Source organism: Acidicapsa borealis (genome assembly GCF_059115245.1).
Map to the genome: position 1 here is coordinate 5,891,728 of NZ_JCACNY010000001.1, position 19,656 is coordinate 5,911,383.

19 protein-coding genes and 1 pseudogene are annotated in these 19,656 nt (G+C 59.1%); 12 read left to right on the forward strand and 8 right to left on the reverse strand.

Translation table 11 applies throughout. From position 1 onward, the window contains the following. Positions 1 to 393: 393 nt before the first annotated feature. The 5 genes from AC5S27_RS23990 (at position 394) to AC5S27_RS24010 (ending at position 6,494) form a co-directional block, all read left to right on the forward strand. Positions 394 to 2,943, forward strand: coding sequence for a KAP family P-loop NTPase fold protein (locus AC5S27_RS23990; protein WP_493937088.1), 2,550 nt, complete (start codon positions 394 to 396; stop codon positions 2,941 to 2,943). Positions 2,944 to 2,977: 34 nt separating this feature from the next. Continuing rightward, complete coding sequence (rsmG, locus tag AC5S27_RS23995; RefSeq protein WP_493937089.1) at positions 2,978 to 3,601, forward strand: 16S rRNA (guanine(527)-N(7))-methyltransferase RsmG; 624 nt, start codon at positions 2,978 to 2,980, stop codon at positions 3,599 to 3,601. A gap of 564 nt (positions 3,602 to 4,165) precedes the next feature. Next, entirely contained in the window at positions 4,166 to 5,020 is an 855-nt protein-coding gene (locus AC5S27_RS24000) for a ParA family protein (protein WP_493937090.1), read from the forward strand. 129 nt (positions 5,021 to 5,149) lie between these two features. Next, complete coding sequence (locus tag AC5S27_RS24005) at positions 5,150 to 6,079, forward strand: ParB/RepB/Spo0J family partition protein (RefSeq protein ID WP_493937091.1); 930 nt, start codon at positions 5,150 to 5,152, stop codon at positions 6,077 to 6,079. Between the two features lie 40 nt (positions 6,080 to 6,119). Beyond that, a complete protein-coding gene (locus AC5S27_RS24010; RefSeq protein ID WP_493937092.1) occupies positions 6,120 to 6,494 on the forward strand; it encodes a response regulator in 375 nt (124 codons plus the stop codon). Positions 6,495 to 7,055: 561 nt separating this feature from the next. Here the strand turns inward: AC5S27_RS24010 and AC5S27_RS24015 are convergent. Both AC5S27_RS24015 and AC5S27_RS24020 read right to left on the reverse strand, forming a co-directional pair. Continuing rightward, the gene (locus AC5S27_RS24015; RefSeq protein ID WP_493937093.1) at positions 7,056 to 7,241 is read right to left on the reverse strand and encodes an SET domain-containing protein; all 186 of its coding nucleotides are present in this window, start codon (positions 7,239 to 7,241) and stop codon (positions 7,056 to 7,058) included. Then, the gene (locus tag AC5S27_RS24020; RefSeq protein WP_493937094.1) at positions 7,238 to 8,251 is read right to left on the reverse strand and encodes an FRG domain-containing protein; all 1,014 of its coding nucleotides are present in this window, start codon (positions 8,249 to 8,251) and stop codon (positions 7,238 to 7,240) included. Before AC5S27_RS24020 ends, AC5S27_RS24015 begins: the two co-directional genes overlap by 4 nt. Before the next feature lie 1,254 nt (positions 8,252 to 9,505). Here AC5S27_RS24020 and AC5S27_RS24025 point away from each other — a divergent pair. Next, on the forward strand, positions 9,506 to 10,018 hold the full coding sequence (locus tag AC5S27_RS24025; protein ID WP_493937095.1) for a cupin domain-containing protein: 513 nt from the start codon (positions 9,506 to 9,508) through the stop codon (positions 10,016 to 10,018). A gap of 32 nt (positions 10,019 to 10,050) precedes the next feature. After that, the gene (locus AC5S27_RS24030) at positions 10,051 to 10,290 is read left to right on the forward strand and encodes a hypothetical protein (RefSeq protein WP_493937096.1); all 240 of its coding nucleotides are present in this window, start codon (positions 10,051 to 10,053) and stop codon (positions 10,288 to 10,290) included. A 1-nt stretch (position 10,291) separates the two neighbouring features. Here AC5S27_RS24030 and AC5S27_RS24035 read toward each other — a convergent pair whose 3' ends face one another. From AC5S27_RS24035 to AC5S27_RS24060, 6 genes are all read right to left on the reverse strand, one after another. After that, positions 10,292 to 10,468, reverse strand: coding sequence for a hypothetical protein (locus AC5S27_RS24035; protein ID WP_493937097.1), 177 nt, complete (start codon positions 10,466 to 10,468; stop codon positions 10,292 to 10,294). Positions 10,469 to 10,734: 266 nt separating this feature from the next. Beyond that, positions 10,735 to 11,148 carry a Synuclein family protein gene (locus AC5S27_RS24040; protein WP_493937098.1) on the reverse strand — a complete coding sequence of 138 codons (414 nt, stop codon included), beginning with the start codon at positions 11,146 to 11,148 and terminating at the stop codon, positions 10,735 to 10,737. A 167-nt stretch (positions 11,149 to 11,315) separates the two neighbouring features. Then, on the reverse strand, positions 11,316 to 11,882 hold the full coding sequence (locus AC5S27_RS24045) for a Maf family protein (RefSeq protein WP_493937099.1): 567 nt from the start codon (positions 11,880 to 11,882) through the stop codon (positions 11,316 to 11,318). A 101-nt stretch (positions 11,883 to 11,983) separates the two neighbouring features. Beyond that, positions 11,984 to 13,021, reverse strand: coding sequence for an isoaspartyl peptidase/L-asparaginase family protein (locus AC5S27_RS24050; RefSeq protein WP_493937100.1), 1,038 nt, complete (start codon positions 13,019 to 13,021; stop codon positions 11,984 to 11,986). A 299-nt stretch (positions 13,022 to 13,320) separates the two neighbouring features. After that, positions 13,321 to 13,839, reverse strand: a complete 519-nt coding sequence (locus AC5S27_RS24055) for a hypothetical protein (protein WP_493937101.1) — start codon at positions 13,837 to 13,839, stop codon at positions 13,321 to 13,323. Next, positions 13,836 to 14,114, reverse strand: a complete 279-nt coding sequence (locus AC5S27_RS24060; RefSeq protein ID WP_493937102.1) for a hypothetical protein — start codon at positions 14,112 to 14,114, stop codon at positions 13,836 to 13,838. The genes AC5S27_RS24055 and AC5S27_RS24060 overlap by 4 nt, the downstream gene beginning before the upstream one ends. A 532-nt stretch (positions 14,115 to 14,646) precedes the next feature. Between AC5S27_RS24060 and AC5S27_RS24065 the strand changes: the two genes are divergently transcribed. From AC5S27_RS24065 to AC5S27_RS24085, 5 genes and pseudogenes are all read left to right on the forward strand, one after another. Beyond that, positions 14,647 to 15,345 (forward strand): helix-turn-helix domain-containing protein, encoded by a 699-nt coding sequence (locus AC5S27_RS24065; protein ID WP_493937103.1) that lies wholly within the window; start codon positions 14,647 to 14,649, stop codon positions 15,343 to 15,345. 93 nt (positions 15,346 to 15,438) lie between these two features. After that, positions 15,439 to 15,666 carry a hypothetical protein gene (locus AC5S27_RS24070; protein ID WP_493937104.1) on the forward strand — a complete coding sequence of 76 codons (228 nt, stop codon included), beginning with the start codon at positions 15,439 to 15,441 and terminating at the stop codon, positions 15,664 to 15,666. 219 nt (positions 15,667 to 15,885) lie between these two features. Further along, entirely contained in the window at positions 15,886 to 16,920 is a 1,035-nt protein-coding gene (locus AC5S27_RS24075) for a Gfo/Idh/MocA family oxidoreductase (RefSeq protein ID WP_493937105.1), read from the forward strand. A gap of 344 nt (positions 16,921 to 17,264) precedes the next feature. Next, the gene (locus tag AC5S27_RS24080) at positions 17,265 to 18,659 is read left to right on the forward strand and encodes a deoxyribodipyrimidine photo-lyase (protein ID WP_493937106.1); all 1,395 of its coding nucleotides are present in this window, start codon (positions 17,265 to 17,267) and stop codon (positions 18,657 to 18,659) included. Between the two features lie 229 nt (positions 18,660 to 18,888). After that, positions 18,889 to 19,620 (forward strand): annotated as a pseudogene (locus AC5S27_RS24085) (YoaK family protein); the annotation flags it as partial. Between the last annotated feature and the right edge of the window lie 36 nt (positions 19,621 to 19,656).

Here is a 19,656-nt window from a genome sequence, read left to right on the forward strand (position 1 = left end):
TGCCCTCGCATTTGCCGTTGCCTTTGCCCTTGCAGTTGCCGTTGCCGTTGCCTTTGCTGTTGCCCCTCTTGTTTGTCATTCCCCAAGGGAATCTGCTGTTTCCCTTCCACCTCCCCAAAAAATGAAAAATGCCGTCATCCTGAGCGAAGCCCGAAGGACGTAGTCGAAGGACCTGCATTTGCTGTTGCTTTTGTTTTTGCTGTTGCAGTTGCCGTTGTTCTTGCCCTAGCCCTTGCCCTTGCTCTTCTCATGTCTACGACTGCTACCTGAGGACCACCCGGCTTCCCTCGGTTGTCGTTCGGCTCTGTTTTTCTATGGGAAAGTTGCTTGAGCTGTATGTAGACGAAATCATCCTCTGCCGCAAAATTGCTCTCGTGCTACATTAAGCAGCGAATGCACACACCGTCATCAACCACGCGGGTTGACTTCACTGAGATAGCCGGTAGCGCCGTCGGCGACCACCCCACCCGCGTTGACTCGCTCGGCTTTCGTCCGTACGTAGAGGTCCTCGCCGCGTTACTGCTCTCCGACGCAACCACCCCACCCTTCACACTGTCCATCGAAGGCGAATGGGGCAGCGGTAAATCCTCCTTCATGCTTCAACTCGAAGAAGCCCTCGCCGGCCCCACCCGGCGCGAAAGCGTTCTCGCCAGACTCCCGCCCTGGCTGGGCGGGCCCTCAGACGCACCGCCCAACCCCTGGCCTGCCCTCCGCGCATGGTTCGCCACCCGCCAGCGCCACACCATTCGCTTCAATGCATGGCGCCACGATAAGCAGGACGCGCTCTGGGCTACCTTTGCTCTCGCCGTCGCAGCCCGCCTCCGCCGAGGAGTAGGGCTCCGGCGAGCATGGTCCGGAGACCTCCAACTCTTCGCATCCCGCATCACACTCCCGAGCTTCCTCTTCAAGCTCTTCTTTCTCCTCGCGCTGACGACACTCGTCCTGGCCATAACCCACAGCGTCGATCCGAACAGCGCATGGCTCAAATACGGCCTGAATTTCTTCGGCTCATTGTCCTCGGACTTCAAAGGACTCAACGCATTCTGGGGCAGCAAAGGCTTCTGGGGTTCCTGCGCGCTCGCACTCATCGGCGTACTTGCCGCCCTCCACAAGATTCATAGCCCCATGGAGAAACTGCTCACGAAATACCTGTCAGACCCTGGCTATTCCGAGCACCCCGCATTCATTGAAACCTTCCACGAAGATTTCGCCCGCGTTGTCCGCGCCTACGCAGGTCGCGAACGCGTCTTCGTCTTTGTGGACGACCTCGACCGATGTGACGTCCCCAAAGCCGCCGAGCTCATGCAGGCCATCAACCTGATGATTGCTGATACCGGAAACCTCGTCTTCATCCTCGGCATGGATCGCGAGAAAGTCGCCGCCGGCATCGCCTTAAAGTATAAGGACCTCATCACCTTTCTGCCCGAATACGCGCCCGCTCCTCCTACACCCGCCCTTGCCGCATCTATCCCTCCCATCCAGCCACCCGCCGCCACCCAGCTTGATTCAGATCAAACTGCCGACACACGCCTCCCTCAGCCAACACCGCTCTCCGCACCCTCCGCCACCACGGGCTACATCCGTTTCGGCTCTTCCTATCTGGAAAAATTCATTCAGCTCACCTTCACCATCCCGTACATCTCCAGCCCCCAGAGCTTTGACCTGTTCCTCGCCAGCCTTGCTGTCCAACCCGCTCCACCGCCCTGGACAACAATCTTCCTCCGTTACTGGTTACGCCTGTTCACTCGTTTTGCGCAGCGCTCAGGCAAGGCAGACTCAATCCCTCTCCCGCAAACGCCAAACGAGCCTCCGTTCGCGCCGCCCGTCACATCCAGTCGCGGTGCCTCCTCTCGCGAGGAGCGCGTGCGGCGGATTCGCATCCGCATCGAAGACGATAATCCGACCGTCCGGGTCGTCGTTGAGATGGTCGCCCCCATCTTTGGCAATAACCCTCGCCGCCTCAAGCAGTTCATCAGCGCCTTTCGGCTCGCGCTCACAATTCACAGCAATCGCGGCCTCCTCGACCGCTCAACCGATCAGAAGGCCGTCACCACTCCGCAGCAGATCGCCAAGGTCGTTGCCCTGCTGATGCGCTTCCCCGACCTGCGCCCCCGGCTCTCGGAAATCGCTGACCTCTTTGGCGGCCTCGAAAGAGACGCTCTGGGTGCTGCCGCCGACCCCTTGTTCCAGCAGCACGGTGTGCGTAAACTGCTCCGGCACGGCGTTTCCACCACTGCAAACGCAGCCGGCGACTCTCTCAGCGATAATCCCTTTTCCCTGCAAGGCGTCGACTTCGCCTTCATCCTTTCCGTCGTTCCTCCCCGCTTCTACAACGACTCGTCCCCCCAGGCGGCTCCTCAATCCGATCAGCCTGCCGGCGTCGACGATTCACCCTCGGAGAACTCGTCCCCCGCAGGCGGCAGGCGTGCCGCATTGGATCTGCCTGAAGCCTCCTATGCTCCAGGGCCGGATCCGGCCGTGTCCGAAGCGCTCGCGAACCACGCAGCCAGGTACACCACCATCCGCCATACCCAGCCCGCCGGTGACGCCCGGACCCGAGCCATGACCGATGCTGTCCTGGCAGTCCAGCTCACGATTGCCGACCTTTCCCCGGATACGCTCCAGACCTTGTTCGACTCCAACGCGGCCACCAACTCAGACGGTAGCCGCATCGTCGCCCTGGCTATCGCCGCCGCTCACGTTTCCTCACATTTCCTTCCGTTCCTCCTGAGCTGTTTCAGCGAATTCCGCAGCCCGTTCGAACACTACTGGTGCATTCGCGCTTTGCTTGTCCATTCACCCCTCCTCTCCATCGAGCAGGCTGCGTTCATCGTCCAGTCCTATGACCAGCACGAGGCTGCCATCCAGAAGGACCCCGGCCGCCGTTATGAGGCAGATCAGCTAGTCCGGCTGGCGCATGCGAAAATAAGCCCCGCCGCCTGAAACCAGCCCTTTTTCCTCTCGTTACAATCACTCCATGTCGGCCCAACAATCCCGTCTCAATCAACTCCTCATAGAATCCAGCTCCACCCCGCTCGCCCCAGAGCTCGAAGAAAAATTCACCAACTACCTCACCCTCCTCCGGAAATGGAACGCCAAAACCAACCTGACCGCCATCCGCGACGAAGAGGGCATCCTGAGCCGTCACTTCCTCGAATCCATCCTCGCCGCCCGAGCCCTACCGCAAGGCATCCAGACGCTCCTCGACTTCGGCTCAGGCGCCGGCTTCCCCGGCCTCCCCATCGCCCTCCTCCGCCCCGAAATTACAGTCACCCTGGCCGAATCCCAAAACAAGAAAGCCGCCTTCCTCCGCGAAGCCGTCCGGATCCTGGAGCTCCCGGCCAAAATCCACTCCGCCCGCGCCGAAACCCTCCCCGACAAATTCGATTGCGTCACCATGCGCGCAGTAGACAACATGGCCGCCGCCCTCCCAGCCGCCATCCGACTCCTAGCCTCCAACGGACTCCTGGCCATCCTGACCACCACCGCCAGCCTTCCCGAGATCGAATCCACTCCCGAATATCGCAATTTGCAATCCACCCACTCGGAACCCCTCCCGCGTGGAACAAATCGCATCCTGCTTACCGCCCGAAAAGCCTAAATTGCCATTGAACCCATAAATATCCCCATTCAATGCAAAATATCGCCATTCACCCAAGAATGTTCCGCGTGGAACAATTCAAACGAATCTCCGCTTTGAGCGTAATCTGAGTCATGAAAACGGCCTGCGGGCGTTCTTGCACTTGCTTTTCTTTCTGTCATTCCTGAAGAGAATCTGCTTCTCCCTTTTCAAATTTCGAGCCCAGTGCGCAATTGTTCCACGTGGAACAATCCAAATCCAGCCCCGCCCATGAAACGAATCAGCTTCGGTAGCAACGTACTCACCACACAATTGCGCCTGCTTTCCTTCTCGTTCTGCACTCAGTTCTGCAGTTAGCTGTCAGCAGTTAGCTGTTGTCTGTGCTCTTGCTTTTCTTTCTGTCATTCCCTAGGGGAATCTGCTTTTAGCCTCAAAAGTCATCCGACCTCAAAATTGTTCCACGTGGAACAATTGCCTCACGTCCGACGAAGCTGTGCAGTTTTCTGGAGTTCTCCACAGTTTCCAGAGTTGTGCACAGGCCGAACTCCTTCCCCTCCCAAGCCTCAGCCGATAGTCTTATAGGCCATGGGAAAAATCCTCGCAATCGGCAATCAAAAGGGTGGCGTCGGCAAAACCACGACCGCCATCAACCTCGCCTCCTGCCTCGCCCTCGACGGACTGAAAATTCTGCTCGTCGACTGCGACCCGCAGGCCAACGCCACCTCCGGCCTCGGCCTCGGACGCGACGACCAGCGCCAGTCCATCTATGACGTTCTGATGGGCGACGCCACAGCCGCCAGCGTCCTGCTACCAACCGAGATCGAAACACTGACCATTCTGCCCGGCAGCAAGAATCTCACCGGCGCCAATCTCGAACTGGCCGGCGAAGACGACCGGGCGCTGCGATTGCAGAAAGCTCTCGCCGACGTACAGAAGAATTACGACCTGGTGATCCTCGACTGCCCGCCCGCGCTCGACCTGCTCACGCTGAATGCCCTCGCCGCTGCAGACAGCCTGATCGTACCGATGCAGGCCGAGTATTTTGCGCTGGAAGGAATTTCCGAGCTGGTGTCGAATCTCGAACGCGTTCGCGCCGCGTTCAATCCGCGGCTGACCATCGAGGGCGTTCTGCTGACGATGTATGACGACAGGACCAACCTGGCGCAGCAGGTTTCGGAGACTCTGCGCGAGTATTTCAAGGACCGGCTCTTCAAGACCGTGATCCCGCGCAACATCCGCCTCGCCGAGGCGCCCAGCCACGGTAAGCCGGTGGCGCTCTACGATGCCAGGTCGCGCGGGTCAGAGGCCTATTTCGAGCTAGCAGCCGAATACATGGAGCGCAACAAAATTGTCAGCCCGCGAGCCGAAGAGCGGAAAAAGGCCGAAGCGGAAGCGGCGTCCAGACCGGCGAAAGCAGTCAAATTCTGGCCCTACGGCTGAGTCCTGGTCCAAATTGTTCCACGTGGAACAATTTGAGATTTGAGACGCGGGCGGCAAACCTGGGCGAATAGATCGGCTGTAGAGCCAATTGTTCCACGTGGAACAATTTAGAAAACAGGAGATTGGGATATGGCAACGGGACTTGGAGATGGAAAGCGCAGGGCACTGGGTAAAGGATTAGATTCACTGCTGCCGCGGGTCATGGCGGAGGCACCGCCTGCTGTTGTGGGCGTCCAGGAAGAAAAGCCGGCGAAAGAGGCCAGTGAGGCGGGAAAGCCGATGGAAATTCCGGTTGGCGAGATCGACCGGAATCCTTACCAGACGCGAACGCATTTTGACGAGAAGCTGCTCACGGAACTCTCTGAGTCTATTGCTGCGACTGGCGTTGTCCAACCGATCCTGGTGCGGCCGCTGCCGAATGGGCGATTCCAGCTGATTGCGGGCGAGCGTCGATGGCTGGCGTCACAAAAAGCCGGGAAGGCTACGATTCCGGCGGTGCTGCGCAATGTTTCCGACGAGCAGGCGATGGAGATCACCATCGTCGAAAACCTGCAGCGGGCGGACCTGAATCCGATCGAACAGGCGCGGGCTTACGAGCGGCTAGGTCGCGAATTCGGGATGACGCAGGAGCAGATGGCACACCGGACGGGCAAGGACCGGGCGTCGATCGGGAACTATCTGAGACTTCTCAAATTACCAACGGGTGTGCAGGATAAGGTGGCCTCCGGGGTTTTGAGTTATAGCCATGCCAAGGTTTTGCTGGGCCTGGAACATAGCGAGGACGTGGAGCGCGCGGTCAAGAACATCCTAGCACTTTCGCTTTCTGTTCGCCAGTCGGAAACGATGGTACAGAACATCCTTTTTCCCGACAAGCCGGCGAAAGAGGAGAAAAAGAAGCCTGCAATCGACCCGAATGTGAAGGAAGCGCAGGAGCGGCTGCAGCGGGCGCTGGGTCTGCGGGTGAAGATCGAGGATACGCGCGGGCGTGGGCGGGTGATTATCGAGTACGGGCGGCTGGAGGATTTCGATGTGCTGATGGATCTGCTGGCGAGGGGCTAAAGGCTAGTGTGAGTGTGGAGTGTGAAAGGCAAGGGCGAGAGTGAGCTACCGGCTATTGGTCGTCGATTGCAGTGCGGTGACGGGCCTGACGCTCAAACTGATCTTTGAGCAGGAGGGTTACGAGGTTAGGACTTGCCGATCCGGCGATGAGGCGATGAAGATCGCAGAGACCTGGCAGCCGGACATTCTCATTGCAGAGATGATTTTAGGCGGGATCAATGGCCTTGAGCTGGCGAAGCGGGTGGTGGCCCGGTATCGACAATGCCGCGCAATTTTGCTTGCGGCGCAGGTGGGCACCGAACTGGTTACTGAAGCTCGATTGCTTGGGTTCGGTTTTTACGATAAGCCTGTGCATCCGGCCGTCCTGATAGAGGAAGTGCGGGTATTGTTGGGCGGTGGGACGAATCGTGCGTGAGTCACGTGAATGGCGGTCGGGGTCATCATATTTCGGCTTGCGAGACCCCTAGAGGGATTTCTTTACTCTCTGCATTGAGTAGCCTGAAGGCTACTCCTCCCTTAAGTTCGTGCTTTGCACGAAATAGGCCCACCTCAATCGCACGTGCCCACCCCGACGACGAAGGCCTGTCGTTGGGGAAGCCGGATGCGCGATGAAGGTGGGCACCCGCAGCGGTGGTGATTTGCGGATTTATTGGATGGGTAGGTGGATAGTTCTTTGACGAGGCGGACGGTTTCTTAGCTGACGCTTATTACCTGGCCTATGAGGCGGACGATGTATTCCGGGTCGTCTTCACGATGGGGGTAGTTGGTTATGCCGCTACGTGTTTCTGGACCTTTGGGGCGTAAGGGATGCAGACTAGTCCTCACTTTAGGTTGGCGGCGTAGCCGGTTCAGTGGCCAGGAAGATTTGGCAGCGCGTAGGTATAGGGAAGATGTCCCATTTGCAGATGGATTGCTTAACGCCAGCGGCGAGTCGTTTAAGCAACTTGATATCCCCTAGTTGAGAGTTTTGAGACTTTCAAACGTCTACATCGTTGAAGGTATCAAAGTCGACAGTCAGTTCTTCTCCTGCAGAAATCTCGCGCAGCGCGAAGAAGTCATAATTCTCATCGCATAACGTGTTGGGTGACTTTGAATCATTCATGAACCAAGCCGGAGTTAGCCTGTTGAATGAAGTGGGACATCCGTAGCGCCCATCATTCATAATCGCAAAGTCTTTGTAGAGTGATCTGAGCGGCAGGGACTTGGGAATCGATGCTCTTGGGGTCCATAGATTTCTTCGTTCTCGTAAGCAAATACCCTTGTATCCTTAGGGATTCGCTTTATCGCGAAGACACCGACGGATCCCTTGAGAACCTTCGATGGCCTCAAACGAACGTATACGCCGCGGTGCGGCGAATCGGAATTCGTTGCCTTGTAGCTCGTGGCTAGGGCACGCCCGAGTCCTTCGAGGTCGGGAAAAATGGTTGTATCGTCTATCCCAAACTGCTGTAGGTCTGTCCTGATGCTCTGTACCGCGTAGCCTGGAATGGTGACCTTCTTCAGGCACGCTCTTGGACCGTCTACAAATTGGGAGAATCCGTTCTCTTCGCTACCATGGATAGTGAAGCATGATCGTTGACTGCTAATACGGCGTGCAATGTGGGTTGGAAATATGGCAAGTGGAAGATCTGGTACAGCCCTCTTGGACCATCTCTCTGGGAGCCAAGGCGAAACTAGCCTAGCATCTCTCGGATTCACTCCCGAAGCACTCGGCGCAACGATTTCCCTTTTGCGGATGACTCTATAGTTCAACTCATACGGATCAAGAATCCAAACGGCGGAGTCGTAATATCCAGGGTTATCGCGCACCGCAAAATACAACGCGATTACTGGACTTTCTGTCCAATCCAAGAGCCTCGTCGGTGCGCCGTGGTGTTGCATAAGAAAATACATGTCCCAGTCGTTGACTGGAAGTGCCTCAAACCGGCTCAAGGCTGGTGCGCGGACAACAAATTCTTCGCGTATCTCGTCCTCTGTCGCTCGATCGAAGCATCCTATCCGCGCGATATTCGGGAGAAGCTTCCAATGCTTTCTTTGTTGTCCGCGAAACCACGGTCCGCCTACATCGTCAGAATCAAATTCCCACTGCTTGCGAGTATTCTTCGTTAGCTTGAGGAAGTCTTCAAAGTTCTCCACTTTGAGTGGCCCGCTCTTCGCCATAGCCCTAGGCATTATGCTTTTGCCTCCTTTCGCCCATATAGATTTCGATAGCGCCCCAATTGACAGTGGTATCTACAATACTTGCGAATCCAATGGGCTAAACCGAAAAGACATGCTCGTCTGCTTGACGGAAGCATACCTCAGAGGTTGAAACCCCGCTTAGATTTGTGCTTTAAATTGCCGGGGATAAGTCCTCGGCCTACCCTCTGAGAGCAACTGACGGAAAGTAGCGGGTGAGGTCTTAATGGGCCTTAATGGGGGGATTCTGCTTTAGTTCTAAGTGCTTCATGGGTTGGATATGGGAAACGGGTGTGGGCGGGGAAATGCTTGAGGGAGATTTCGTGATGTGACTTTGGGAAAACTGGATGCTTAAGCGTTTGGATTGCGGAAACGCAGCGCGTTAGCGCGTCGCTCCTCGAGTTACAGGTTCGCGAACGAAAGTCTGTTCTGGGGAATTCTGACTCGCAGGTTGGCAACGTTTCCTTGGGTCGACAATTTGGCTTTCGATTGGAAGGCGCTCGGGATCATCGAGGGTCCTTGATGCGGTGTTTGTGTGGCTGGTGATTACCCCGGATGAAGCCTTGGATTCCCTCATTCTGGCCGTTCCGAATTGTGGGTGACAGCCTATCTCAGGGGTTGAAACCCCTTGTAGGTTTGCGCTGTCAATTGCTGGGGATGTTGCCTAAGTTGTCGAAGCGGGTGTGGGTTTCGTAGTAGGTCTCGATTGGAGTGTGGTTCGGCTTTCGGTTTAAGCGCTTCATGGGTTGGATATGGGATACGGGGAATCTAGTTGGCCTGGTGGGTGGTGGGGTGTCTTTGCGGAAACGTAGTGGCAGACTGACTGCTACTGGTTCGAATTGAAGGATGTGGGGAGGGCGTTTGGGCTGTTTCGGTCGCTTGGATGGAGCGGGCTTCCAGCCCCAGCAACGAAGATCTGTCGCCGGGACCCTGGTTGGGCTGGGCTGGTATGGCTGCGCGCCGTTGGCGCTCAAGAGCCAAGGCAACGGCAAGAGCAACAGCAGATTCCCTGCGGGAATGACAAACAAAAGGCAAGAACAAAAGGAAGAACAACGGCGAGGGCAACAGCATTTGCAAGTGCGAGGGCGTAGGACGAGGCTTTGTGGACACACGGTCCGATGGCAGGGGTGAGTCTTGAGGCGTGCCTGGTGGGCTGGGAATTTCTATTTATTTGAGGGACCGGAGCGAGTTTGGGCAGTGAAGGCTCATGGGTGCTTGTATGCTTTTTGCGAGTGAGAGGGGATTGCTATGAGCATGCGGGTGGATGATCTGTTGCGTGGGTTGGTGGTGGCGAATGCGGAGGATGCGGGGTTCACGCATATCGGGCTGGTGGGGGATACGTACACGATTCTGCTTTCGGGGAAGCAGACGGCGGGGCAGTTTTGTTTGATTGATATGCATGTGCCGCCGGGGGGTGGGCCGCCTCCGCACCGGCATGATTTTGAGGAGACTTTTATCTTGCTGGAGGGCGAGATGGAGGCTACGTTTCGCGGGGCGAAGTCTGTGGTGAGGGCGGGGCAGACGGTGCATATTCCGGCGAATGCGCCGCACCAGTTTCATAACTCCAGTGACGCGGCGGTGCGGATGCTTTGCATTTGTGCGCCGGCGGGGCAGGAGGAGTTGTTCGAGGAAGTTGGCGTTCGCGTGGGGTCGCGGACGGAGGCACCACCGGCGTTGAGCGAGGACGAGCAGCAGGCGCTTCGCGCGAAGGCTGCGGGGTTGGCGGAGAAGTATAAGACGGAGTTTCTTCAGCGGGCTTGAGTTGCTTGTTATGGGCTGCGAGAGGGATCGCGATGAAGATTCTGGTGCTGGGGGCTACGGGCAAGACGGGCGGGCAGGCGGCGGAGCGGGCGCTGCGACGGGGACAATCGGTGACGGTGCTGGTGCGGGATGCGGCGCGGTTTACGAAGCCGGGGCTGGTGCCTGGCGCGGGTGAAACGGGGCACGCGATTACGTGGGCGGACCTGGCGGAGTTTCTGGTGGAGGAGGTGGAGACCGATGTGGGGCGGGCGGTTACGGTGGTGAATTCGTGAGTTAGCGGGGTTTTGTTTTCTGGAGCTTGCTGGCGGCTGCGGCTTTCTGGTCGGCTTTGCGGACGGACTTTGTCTGCTTGCCGGGCTTGGGCTGGCAGCTGCCTTTTTCGTTGCGGGCTTTGCCGGGGACGGGTTCGTAGCCGGGCCAGCAGGGGGTGGTGGACTTCTTTGCGGTCATGTGGGTGGGATGCTGGTTTTTGCGGTTGGGTTGAGGGTGGTTTTGATGGGATGGAGTTTTCTGGGTTGAGGGGTGGTGGAGGGAAGGGCAAGGCAAAGACAGAAGCAGATTCCCTTCGGGAATGACAAACGAGAAAGGCAAGGGCAAGAACAAAAGCAGCTGCAAGGGCGAGAACGGAAGCAAGGGCAAGAACAAAAGCTAGAGCGGGCTCATTGAGGAGTCCGCTCTAGCTTTTTGATTGCTGGGTTGATGCTACTTCGCTGACGTTAGTTGTTGGGCTTGGATTTGTCTTCTACTTTGTCGGCGGCTTTCTCTGTGCCTTTGGCGGTTTTGTGGACGACTTTCTTGGTGCCGGACTTGGTCTTGTCGTAGGCCTTGACGGTGCCTTCCTTGGTCTTCTCAGCGCCCTTCTCGGTGCCTTCCTTGGTTTTGTCGTAGGCCTTGACTGTGCCTTCTTTGGTCTTCTCGGCGCCTTTCTCGGTGCCTTCCTTGGTCTTGACCGCGGCGGTCTTGGTGCCTTTGGCGATGGCGTGGCCTGTCTTCTTGGTGGCTTCCTTGGTGTCGTGGCCGGCCTGCTTGATGTCCTGCTTGGCGGTTTCCTGTGCAAGGGCACCGGTGGTGAGTAGGGTGGCGGCGAGGATGGGGGTGGCGAGGATTCCTGCGATGGTGCGTGCGTTCATGGTGTTCTCCGGGCGTACGGGTGATGACTGGGTGATTTTACTTGAGTTTGCGTGGGGCTGCTGTTTCTTTGTCGACGGATGAATTTACGGATTGTTCCGGGAACAGGTTTGGGGCTGGTGCTTCGTACCTGTGACGCGTGGGATTTGGGTAGTGGCGGACGGCTTCTCTAGAGCACGGTGGTGAGCAGGGTGGAAACGAGGGAGATGGGCAAGCCTACCACGTTGTAGTAGCAGCCTTCGATGCGGGGGATCCAGCGGGCGGCGTGGCCCTGGATGGCGTAGGCTCCGGCTTTGTCGTTGGGCTCGCCGGTGGCGATGTAGGCTTGAATTTCTGCTTCCGAGATGGTGAGGAACTGGACTGCTGTGACTTCGGCGGCGGTCTGAGTGCGGTGGGCGGTGACCAGGCTTACGCCGGTGATGACGCGGTGGGTGCGGCCGCTGAGGAGGCGGAGCATTCTGGCGGCGTCTGCTGGGTTTTCGGGTTTGCCGAGGATGTGGTTATCGAGGGTGACGGTGGTGTCTGCGCCTAAGACCACCTGCGGTGGGGCTGCCCCTTCGGAAAGCTTCGCAAAAACGGCCTCTGCTTTTTCTCTTGCCAGGCGGGTTACGTAGTGGATGGGGTCTTCGTTGGGTTGGGGGTCTTCGGGGATGTGGGCGGGGTGGATCTCGAAGTGGAAGCCGGCCTGGGTGAGGAGTTCGCTGCGGCGGGGAGAGGCTGAGGCGAGGACTAGCATGGTTTGATGATAGCGAGTTGGCTGCGCCTTTGGCGCTTTCGCGGGTTAGTGAGTTAGCCGGAGCTGCTGTTCGGCCAGGTTCGATGGATAGTGTTGTTTGCTTAGATGACGAGGCCGGTGCGTTGGCCTTGTTTGTCTGCTATGCCCCAGGCCATGCCGGGGGTGTTGTGGGCGAGGCCGTAGCTGCCGTTTGGGCCTAGCAGGATGATGCCGCCGTGGCCGCCTAGTCTGGTGAACAGGTAGCTGATGGCTTGCTGGGCGGCTTGTTCTGGAGTGACTCCCTGGGCTACGCGGTCGGTGGCCCATTTGCCCAGGACTAACTTCATGATCGGTTCGCCCCAGCCGGTGAGGGAGACGGCGGCGCTGTGGTTGTCGGCGTAGCAGCCGCAACCGATGAGGGAGCTGTCGCCTACGCGGCCGGGGGCTTTGTTGAGGGTGCCTCCGGTGCTGGTGCCGGCGGCCAGGTTACCGTATGCGTCGAGGGCTACGGCGCCGACGGTGTCGTGGGACAGCAAGGGATCAGGGATCAGGGAACAGGGAACAGTTGGGTGGGCTGTTTCTGGGCTCTTGTCGTCTTGCCACCCCGCGAACGAAGACCTGTTCGCGGGGCCCCCGGGACCAGAATCCGGGCCGCTGAAGGTGATGTCTTCGAGGCCCTGGGCCAGGCGGGACTGGGCATCGGCGAGGCGGATTCTTTCGCGGTCGAGGACTAGTTCGCTGTTGTCGATGACGGGCATGCCGTGGCTTGCTGCGAAGGCTTCTGCGCCGGAGCCGACGAAGTAGACGTGGGGGCTTTTGTCGAGGACGAGGCGGGCGGCCTGGATGGGGTTGCGGAGGTGCTCGACGCAGGCTACGCCGCCGGCGCGGAGGGTGTTGCCGTCCATGAGGAGGGCGTCGAGCTGAACGCGGCCTTCGGAGGTGAGGAAGGAGCCGCGGCCGGCGTCGAAGGTGGGGTCGTCTTCGAGGACGGTGACGGCGGCTTCGACGGCGTCGGTGGCGGTGCCGCCTTTTTCGAGGATTGCGTAGCCGGTGGCGAGGGCTTGGGCGACGCCGCGCTGGTGGTCCTCGGCCATTTCGGGCGGGATGGCCCAGGCGCCGCCGTGGACGATGAGGACGGGAGTTCGGGAGGGGATTGCCATGCATAACAGGATACGGCAGGGGGTGAGCGGGGCCCATCCTTGCCACGGTGGGCTGTGGCTGGGATGGGCGCTCGCTCTTTTGGTGGGGCTGGGGGGAACGGCAGATTCCCTGGGGAAAGACAAACAAGAAATACAAGGGCAACAACAACGACAAGGGCAAGGACAACAGCAGATTCCCTTCGGGAATGACAAACAATCAAAGCAAGGGCAACAGCAAGAACAACGACAAAGGCAAGAGCAAGGACAACGGCAACGGCAACGGCCAAGACAGCGTTCGATTGATGGATGCTTCTGCTTGCTTAGTTTGGGAGGTCGAGGAGGTCGTTTTCTACGAAGATCGCTGTGAGGCGGTCGGTGGCTTCTGGGAGCCTGGAGCAGACGCTGCGTGCGCTCAGGCCGAGGAGGGGTGCGGTTTCGGTGTGGGTGTACTCCTGGATGAGGACGCGGGTGATGAGCTGCCGGTCGATGAGGGTGAGTTTCTTGAGGCAGCGTTCGACGTCGAGGACGAAGATGAGGGCGTCTTCGAAGGTGCGGACTTTTCTGCTCGAGACCCAGCCGCGGTCGACGGATTCTCCGAGGATGTTGGGGGAGCGGCCTACCTGCATGGAGGCGTAGAGGTAGCGTTTGAGGAGCTTCTCGGTGTGTTTGCGATAGAAGGCCCAGGTTGGACCGGGATCTTCTTCGTGCTGGGGTGGTGGGGCTTCGGCTGCGTGGATCTGGCGGCGCTGGATGTGATGGACCGCGGAGGCTAGCAGTTGCGGTTGCAGGGCTGGCGTGGCCTGGGCCCAGAGGTTGGGGAGGGTGAGGGCGGCGCTCATCGGGCACCTGCTTCGCGGGTGCCGGCCGGGATGCTGACCGGACTGATCACCGGGCTGATGCCTGGGGCGGCTGCGTAGAAAGACGTATCGTGCACGGCGAAGACGGTGGGGAGGGTGATTTTTCTTGGTCTTCCCTTGCGTCTGCTGGCTTTGGCTGCTGGGAAATCCTTGAACCGCTCGACGCATTGTGCGCAGTAGACCCGGGTTTCAAGCTGGGCACGATACCAGAGGCAACCGCAACCTTCGCAGACTTTCAATTGAATGCGCAATTCCATGACTGACTCTCCCTAGGGATCTGTGAGCCCGCGGTGATGGAGCACTGATCGGCATTCGGCAGATGTGCATTCCGCAGGGCAATGACGAAGGTTGGCTGCCGTGCAGGGTTCTTTTGCCCTGCTGGGGGATGGCGGCTTGCTTCCGTCGATAGTGAGTGATGCTCATGGCGCGCAGATCCTGGAAGCTCGAACACTTTGGGCGCGGCGGGCTTGCTGGCTTGAGCCAGGGAAGCGGATGCCGAGACCATGGCGAGGGAAACGGGCTGACGATTGCGTCGTCGTTCGCGCGCAATTTTCAGTCCGAATTTTTCCACTGCCGGTGTTTGAGAAAGTGTGATCAATCTATCGATGGGGCGGAATTCGGTCTATCGTCTAATTTCAAATTAGTATGCGGACGCTGGACGGGGCTGAATCCTGTTTTCTACATACGGGACTATGGTGCGATTTGGCATTTCTGTAGGAAATGGCGCGGTTTCTTGCCTATTGCTGTGTGTGAAACTTCTCGATGGACTTTAGCCAATTGCAAGAGCGAGTGCGTCTCGAACTGCTGCGCAGGATCGAGCGCGGGACGCTGAGTGCAAGCTTGCTGGCGCGGAAGTCTGGATTAGGACAGTCTCATATTTCCAATTTTCTGCATGGCCGGCGCGGGATGACGCTGGCTGCCCTGGACAAGATACTGGCGGCGATCCAACTGGATGTGAGCGACCTGCTGCCGGCGCGGCGAGAGGCGCTGGGCACGCTGTTGAGCGGGCAGGTGGGGGAGATGGTGGGGGTGCCGCTGGTTTCGCATGAGACGGCGATGTATGAGCAGTATGTGGTGGGAAGCAAGGTGAAAAAGACGATTCCGATTCCGGTGGAGACGTTGTCGGGGCTGCTGGTGCGCTGCCCGCCGGCGAGGAACAAGTGGGACCGGTTTGTGGCGGTGCGGATGGATGCGGAGGACGCGGAGCCGATGAAGCCGGTGGTGCAGGCGGAGGCGGTGGTGGTGCTGGACCGGCACTACACTTCGTTTCGCGCGTATGTGGAGGGGACGCCGAATCTGTATGGGGCGAAGGCGGGGCGGGGTGATGCCGGGCGGCTGGTGATCCGGTATGCGATGGCCGAGGGAGGCCGTGTGGTGCTGCGGCCGTATCGCGTGGAGTTTGCGATCGAGGTGCTGTCGGCGGGGAGTGGGCAGACGGTGAATGATCTGCTGGTGGGGCGGGTGGTGGCGGTGCTGGCGAGGTTCTAGCTGGCGTTGCGTTGGGTGCTGGCTGGGTTCTGGCTGGGTTCTGGTGGCGGCAGGGATGCGCGACATTTGGTAGCATCCGGGGTGGAGGGATGTATGGAATCTGGTGGTGGTTTGGTTGGGAATGGTGTTCGCGCGAATGCGGATATTGCGCTGGATCTGCTGAAGTTTGTGGCTGGTTCTACGGGGTTTGGGCGGGCGACTGTGCCTTCTACGGGGTTCAGTGGAACGGCTGCGCCGAAGGTGGAGGAGCAGATCAGCCAGTTGCTCGACTTGTACAGCCGGTGCTTGACGGTGGTGGATGGCAAGGCGGGGAAGGCTTAGTGGGTTTGTTGGATGAGATTCGTGGATCCCACCTTCAGCGCGATGATGCTGCGCTGAAGGTGGGGTGCACGCATTTCTCCGTCTTCCAAGAGCAACAGCAGATTCCCTTCGGGAATGACAAACCAAATGACGTACTGCGTGGCCTTTGAATGACAAACCAAACTGCCTGCTGCACTCCTTGCTGCTTGGCCTTTGATCGGGTGGGGTGGAGATACCGCTATGTCTGATGCTTTGCGGGTGGCGGTGGTGGGGACCGGGGCTTTTGGGCGGAACCATCTTCGGGTGTATTCGGAGCTGGCGGCTGAGGGTGTTGCGCTGGTTGCGGCGGTGGAGCCGGATGACGTGCGGGCTGCTGAGGTGGCTGAGAAGTTTTCTGTGCCGGTGTTCGACTCTGTCGGGGCGCTGCTGGAGGCCGACTTGAAGCTGGATGCGGCTTCGGTGGCGGTGCCTACGATCTTTCACCATGATGTGGCTGCAGAGCTGCTGGCGGGTGGGGTGGACTGCCTGGTCGAGAAGCCGATTGCGGGTACTTTGGCTGAGGCGGATGCGCTGGTGGAACTGGCGGATGGCGAGGGCCGGGTGTTGCAGGTGGGCCATCTGGAGCGATTCAATCCGGCGGTGATTGCGGCGGAGGCCGGGCTTACTCGGCCTATGTTCTTTGAGGCGCACCGGTTGAGCGTGTTTACGCCGCGGTCGCTGGATGTGGATGTGGTGCTGGACCTGATGATCCACGACCTGGACATTGTGCTGACGTTTGCCAAGTCTCCGGTGAAGGAGGTGCGGGCGGTGGGTTTGCCGGTGCTTTCGGCGAAGGTGGATATTGCCAATGTGCGGGTGGAGTTTGAGTCGGGGTGTGTGGCGAACTTTACGGCTTCGCGGGTGTCTACGGAGCGGGTGAGGAAGCTCAGGTTCTTTGAGCCGCGGCGGTATGTTTCGATCGACTATGCGCGGAAGGATGTGCTGGTGATCGGGGTGGATGCTGGGTTTTCGCTGGACGCGGCGATGGCTGCGGGGGCTGCTGCGGGGTTTTCGGACGGGTTGCCGGGGCTTTCCTTTGAGAAGCCGGTGGTGACGCCTGGGGAGCCGTTGCGGCTGGAGATACTTTCGTTTCTGGATGCGGTGCGGAGGCGGGTGCAGCCTCGGGTGACGGCGCGGCAGGGGCGGGAGGCGCTGGGGCTGGCACTGGAGATTCAGCGGGCGATGGTGGAGCATGCGGGGCGGGCTGGGTTGGGGAGCTTCTTCGCGGCGGGGTAGGGTTTCGCGAGTTAGCGTGCTTCGCACGTTAGCGGGTTAGCGAGTTAGCGGAAGACTTTTGATCTGCCACCTTACGCGCGTTGCTCCTGCGGTCGAGATGATGCCCGTGTTTGCTGCGTCCGATGAGAAACGCAACGGCTGGTCGTTCTGTTTCGCCCTTTGGGCTGCGCTCAGGGTGACAGCATTTTCTTGGATTGGAAGAAGACGAACAGCAGATTCCCTGCGGGAATGACAAACCAGAGATGGATTTGGCCTGCGATGGATTTGGTGGGGTGGAAGTGTGATTGGTTTGGGGCTGATTGGGGTTTGTGGGGCGGGTAGGATGGGGTTCTGGAGAGTGATGCGTGGCTGAAGTGGCTGAGGTTCTTAAGGAGATTGCTGGGGATAAGCGGGTTACTGTGCGGCGTGGCGGCGAGCCTAAGGCTGACGGGAAGTGTGTTGTGTACTGGCTGCAGAAAGCGCAGCGGGCGTTGGATAATCCGGCGCTGGAGGTGGCGATCGCCTGCGGGAATGCGCTGGGGCTGCCGGTGGTGGCTTACTTCTCCGTGATTCCGAATTATCCGAATGCTAACTTGCGGCACTATCACTTCTTGCAGCAGGGGTTGCATGACATCGCCGAGGGAATGGCGGAGCGTGGGGTTGGGTTTCTTGTCAGAAGACCAACCGATGGGGACACGCTGGAGAAGTTTCTGGATGAAGTGGATGCGGCTGTGGTGGTGGGGGATGAGAATGTCTGCCGCGAGCCGGAGCGGTGGCGGGCTGCGCTGGCCAAGAAGCTGAAGATACCTTTCTTTACAGTGGACGCGGATGTGGTGGTGCCGAGCGCAATCTTTGGGAAGGCGTTTGTTTTGCTGCATCATCTGCGGCCTAAGTTGCATGCGCAGCTGGAGGAGTTCCTGGTGCCGGTGAAGAAGGTCAAGGTTGAGCATGCATGGAAGCACCGGGTGCGGAGTTACTCGTTGGAGTTAGACATCACTGAGGGCTTCGATACGTTGGACCGTTCGGTTGGTCCGGTGGATACGTTTGTTGGCGGGACCAAGGCTGGGTTGAAGCGGTTGAAGGAGTTTACGGAGACGCAGCTGGCCGACTATGACGAGCGGAGGAATCATCCTGAAGCGCGCGGGACCAGCCAGATGTCGGCTTATCTGCACTATGGGCATCTTTCGCCGATCACGATTGCGCTGGCGGTGAAGGATGCTGTGGCGCGGGGGAAGGCTACGCAGGCTATGGCCGATAAGTACCTGGATGAGTTGATTGGCTGGCGGGAGTTGTCTGTGCTGTTCTGCAAGTACAACCCTAACTATGACAATTGGGAGTGTGCTGAGCCGTGGGCGCGCAAGACGCTGCTGGCGCATGCCGGGGATGCGCGGCCGTGGACTTATACGCTGGCGCAGCTGGAGAAGGCGGAGACGCATGATGAGTTATGGAACGCGAGCCAGCGGCAGATGGTGCGCGAGGGATGGATGCATAACTACATGCGGATGTATTGGGCGAAGAAGATATTGGAGTGGTCGCCCGATCCGGCTACGGCGTTTGCATGGGCGGTGGAGTTGAATGACCGGTATGAGCTGGATGGGCGGGATCCGAATGGGTATTCGGGGATTGCGTGGGCGATGGTGGGCAAGCATGACAGGCCGTGGTTTGACCGGCCGGTGTTTGGGCTGATCCGGTATATGTCGGGGGAGTCGACGGGGAAGAAGTTTGATTCGAAGCGGTATATGAGGATGTATCCGGCTTAGTGCGGCGGGCTGGAGGGGACTCGGGGACAGGGAATAGGGAATAGGGAATAGGGAATAGACGGCAACAGCGGATTCCCTTCGGGAATGACAAACCCAAAGGGCAACTGCCAAAGCAAGGGCAACTGCGAAGGCAGGGGCAACTGCAGGGGCAGGGGCAGCTACGACCGCAACTTCATCTGCACGGGCGGCTGTTGCGGAGTAGGGTTGATGGGTTGGGTGGTGGAGGGGTATGCCGGTTTTGTATTTGCGGAGGCTGACGGGTAAGGATCGGAGTCAGACGGCGAACCGGCATCTAGCGTATTTTCTGGCGGCGATTGCCGGGGCTACCAATGCTGGCGGGTTTCTGGCGGTGGGGCAGTATACATCGCATATGTCGGGGATTGTTTCTTCGCTGGCGGATAACTCGGCGCTGGGGGAGCTTGGTCTGGTGTTAGCAGCTCTGGGGTCGGTGGTGGCGTTTGTGGCGGGGGCGGCGACTACGGCTCTGATGGTGAACTGGGGGCGGCGACGGGGACGGCATGGGGTGTTTGCGATGCCGCTGATGGTGGAGGCTGGGCTGCTGCTGGTGTTCGGGTTGCTGGGTGGGCATCTGGAGTTGCATCACTGGCTGTTTGATCCGGCGACAGTGGTGCTGCTGTGCTTCACGATGGGATTGCAGAACGCGATTATCACCAAGGTTTCGAATGCGGAGATTCGGACGACGCATGTGACGGGCGTGGTGACGGATATCGGGATTGAGCTGGGGAAGATGCTGTATTGGAACCGGCGGCGGGAGTTGCCGGATGTGAAGGCGAACCGGGACCGGCTGGGGTTGCTGTCGGCGTTGCTGGGGTCGTTCTTTGTGGGCGGGCTGTTGGGGGCGGAGGGTTTTCGGCGGCTGGGGTTTGCCACGACGGTGCCGCTGGCGGTGGTGCTGGTGGTGTTGGCGGTGGTGCCGGTTTGGGATGATCTTCGAGCCCGGTGATGGTTGTGAATGCAGAAGCAGATTCGCTTCGGG

What these genes read in the sequence shown, in the direction of transcription:
- AC5S27_RS23990 (WP_493937088.1), top strand. Translation starts at nt 394, where the DNA reads ATGCACACACCGTCATCAACCACGCGGGTTGACTTCACTGAGATAGCC.
- rsmG (WP_493937089.1), top strand. Translation starts at nt 2,978, where the DNA reads ATGTCGGCCCAACAATCCCGTCTCAATCAACTCCTCATAGAATCCAGC.
- AC5S27_RS24000 (WP_493937090.1), top strand. Translation starts at nt 4,166, where the DNA reads ATGGGAAAAATCCTCGCAATCGGCAATCAAAAGGGTGGCGTCGGCAAA.
- AC5S27_RS24005 (WP_493937091.1), top strand. Translation starts at nt 5,150, where the DNA reads ATGGCAACGGGACTTGGAGATGGAAAGCGCAGGGCACTGGGTAAAGGA.
- AC5S27_RS24015 (WP_493937093.1), bottom strand. Translation starts at nt 7,241, where the DNA reads ATGAATGATGGGCGCTACGGATGTCCCACTTCATTCAACAGGCTAACT.
- AC5S27_RS24020 (WP_493937094.1), bottom strand. Translation starts at nt 8,251, where the DNA reads ATGCCTAGGGCTATGGCGAAGAGCGGGCCACTCAAAGTGGAGAACTTT.
- AC5S27_RS24025 (WP_493937095.1), top strand. Translation starts at nt 9,506, where the DNA reads ATGAGCATGCGGGTGGATGATCTGTTGCGTGGGTTGGTGGTGGCGAAT.
- AC5S27_RS24030 (WP_493937096.1), top strand. Translation starts at nt 10,051, where the DNA reads ATGAAGATTCTGGTGCTGGGGGCTACGGGCAAGACGGGCGGGCAGGCG.
- AC5S27_RS24035 (WP_493937097.1), bottom strand. Translation starts at nt 10,468, where the DNA reads ATGACCGCAAAGAAGTCCACCACCCCCTGCTGGCCCGGCTACGAACCC.
- AC5S27_RS24040 (WP_493937098.1), bottom strand. Translation starts at nt 11,148, where the DNA reads ATGAACGCACGCACCATCGCAGGAATCCTCGCCACCCCCATCCTCGCC.
- AC5S27_RS24045 (WP_493937099.1), bottom strand. Translation starts at nt 11,882, where the DNA reads ATGCTAGTCCTCGCCTCAGCCTCTCCCCGCCGCAGCGAACTCCTCACC.
- AC5S27_RS24050 (WP_493937100.1), bottom strand. Translation starts at nt 13,021, where the DNA reads ATGGCAATCCCCTCCCGAACTCCCGTCCTCATCGTCCACGGCGGCGCC.
- AC5S27_RS24055 (WP_493937101.1), bottom strand. Translation starts at nt 13,839, where the DNA reads ATGAGCGCCGCCCTCACCCTCCCCAACCTCTGGGCCCAGGCCACGCCA.
- AC5S27_RS24060 (WP_493937102.1), bottom strand. Translation starts at nt 14,114, where the DNA reads ATGGAATTGCGCATTCAATTGAAAGTCTGCGAAGGTTGCGGTTGCCTC.
- AC5S27_RS24070 (WP_493937104.1), top strand. Translation starts at nt 15,439, where the DNA reads ATGGAATCTGGTGGTGGTTTGGTTGGGAATGGTGTTCGCGCGAATGCG.
- AC5S27_RS24075 (WP_493937105.1), top strand. Translation starts at nt 15,886, where the DNA reads ATGTCTGATGCTTTGCGGGTGGCGGTGGTGGGGACCGGGGCTTTTGGG.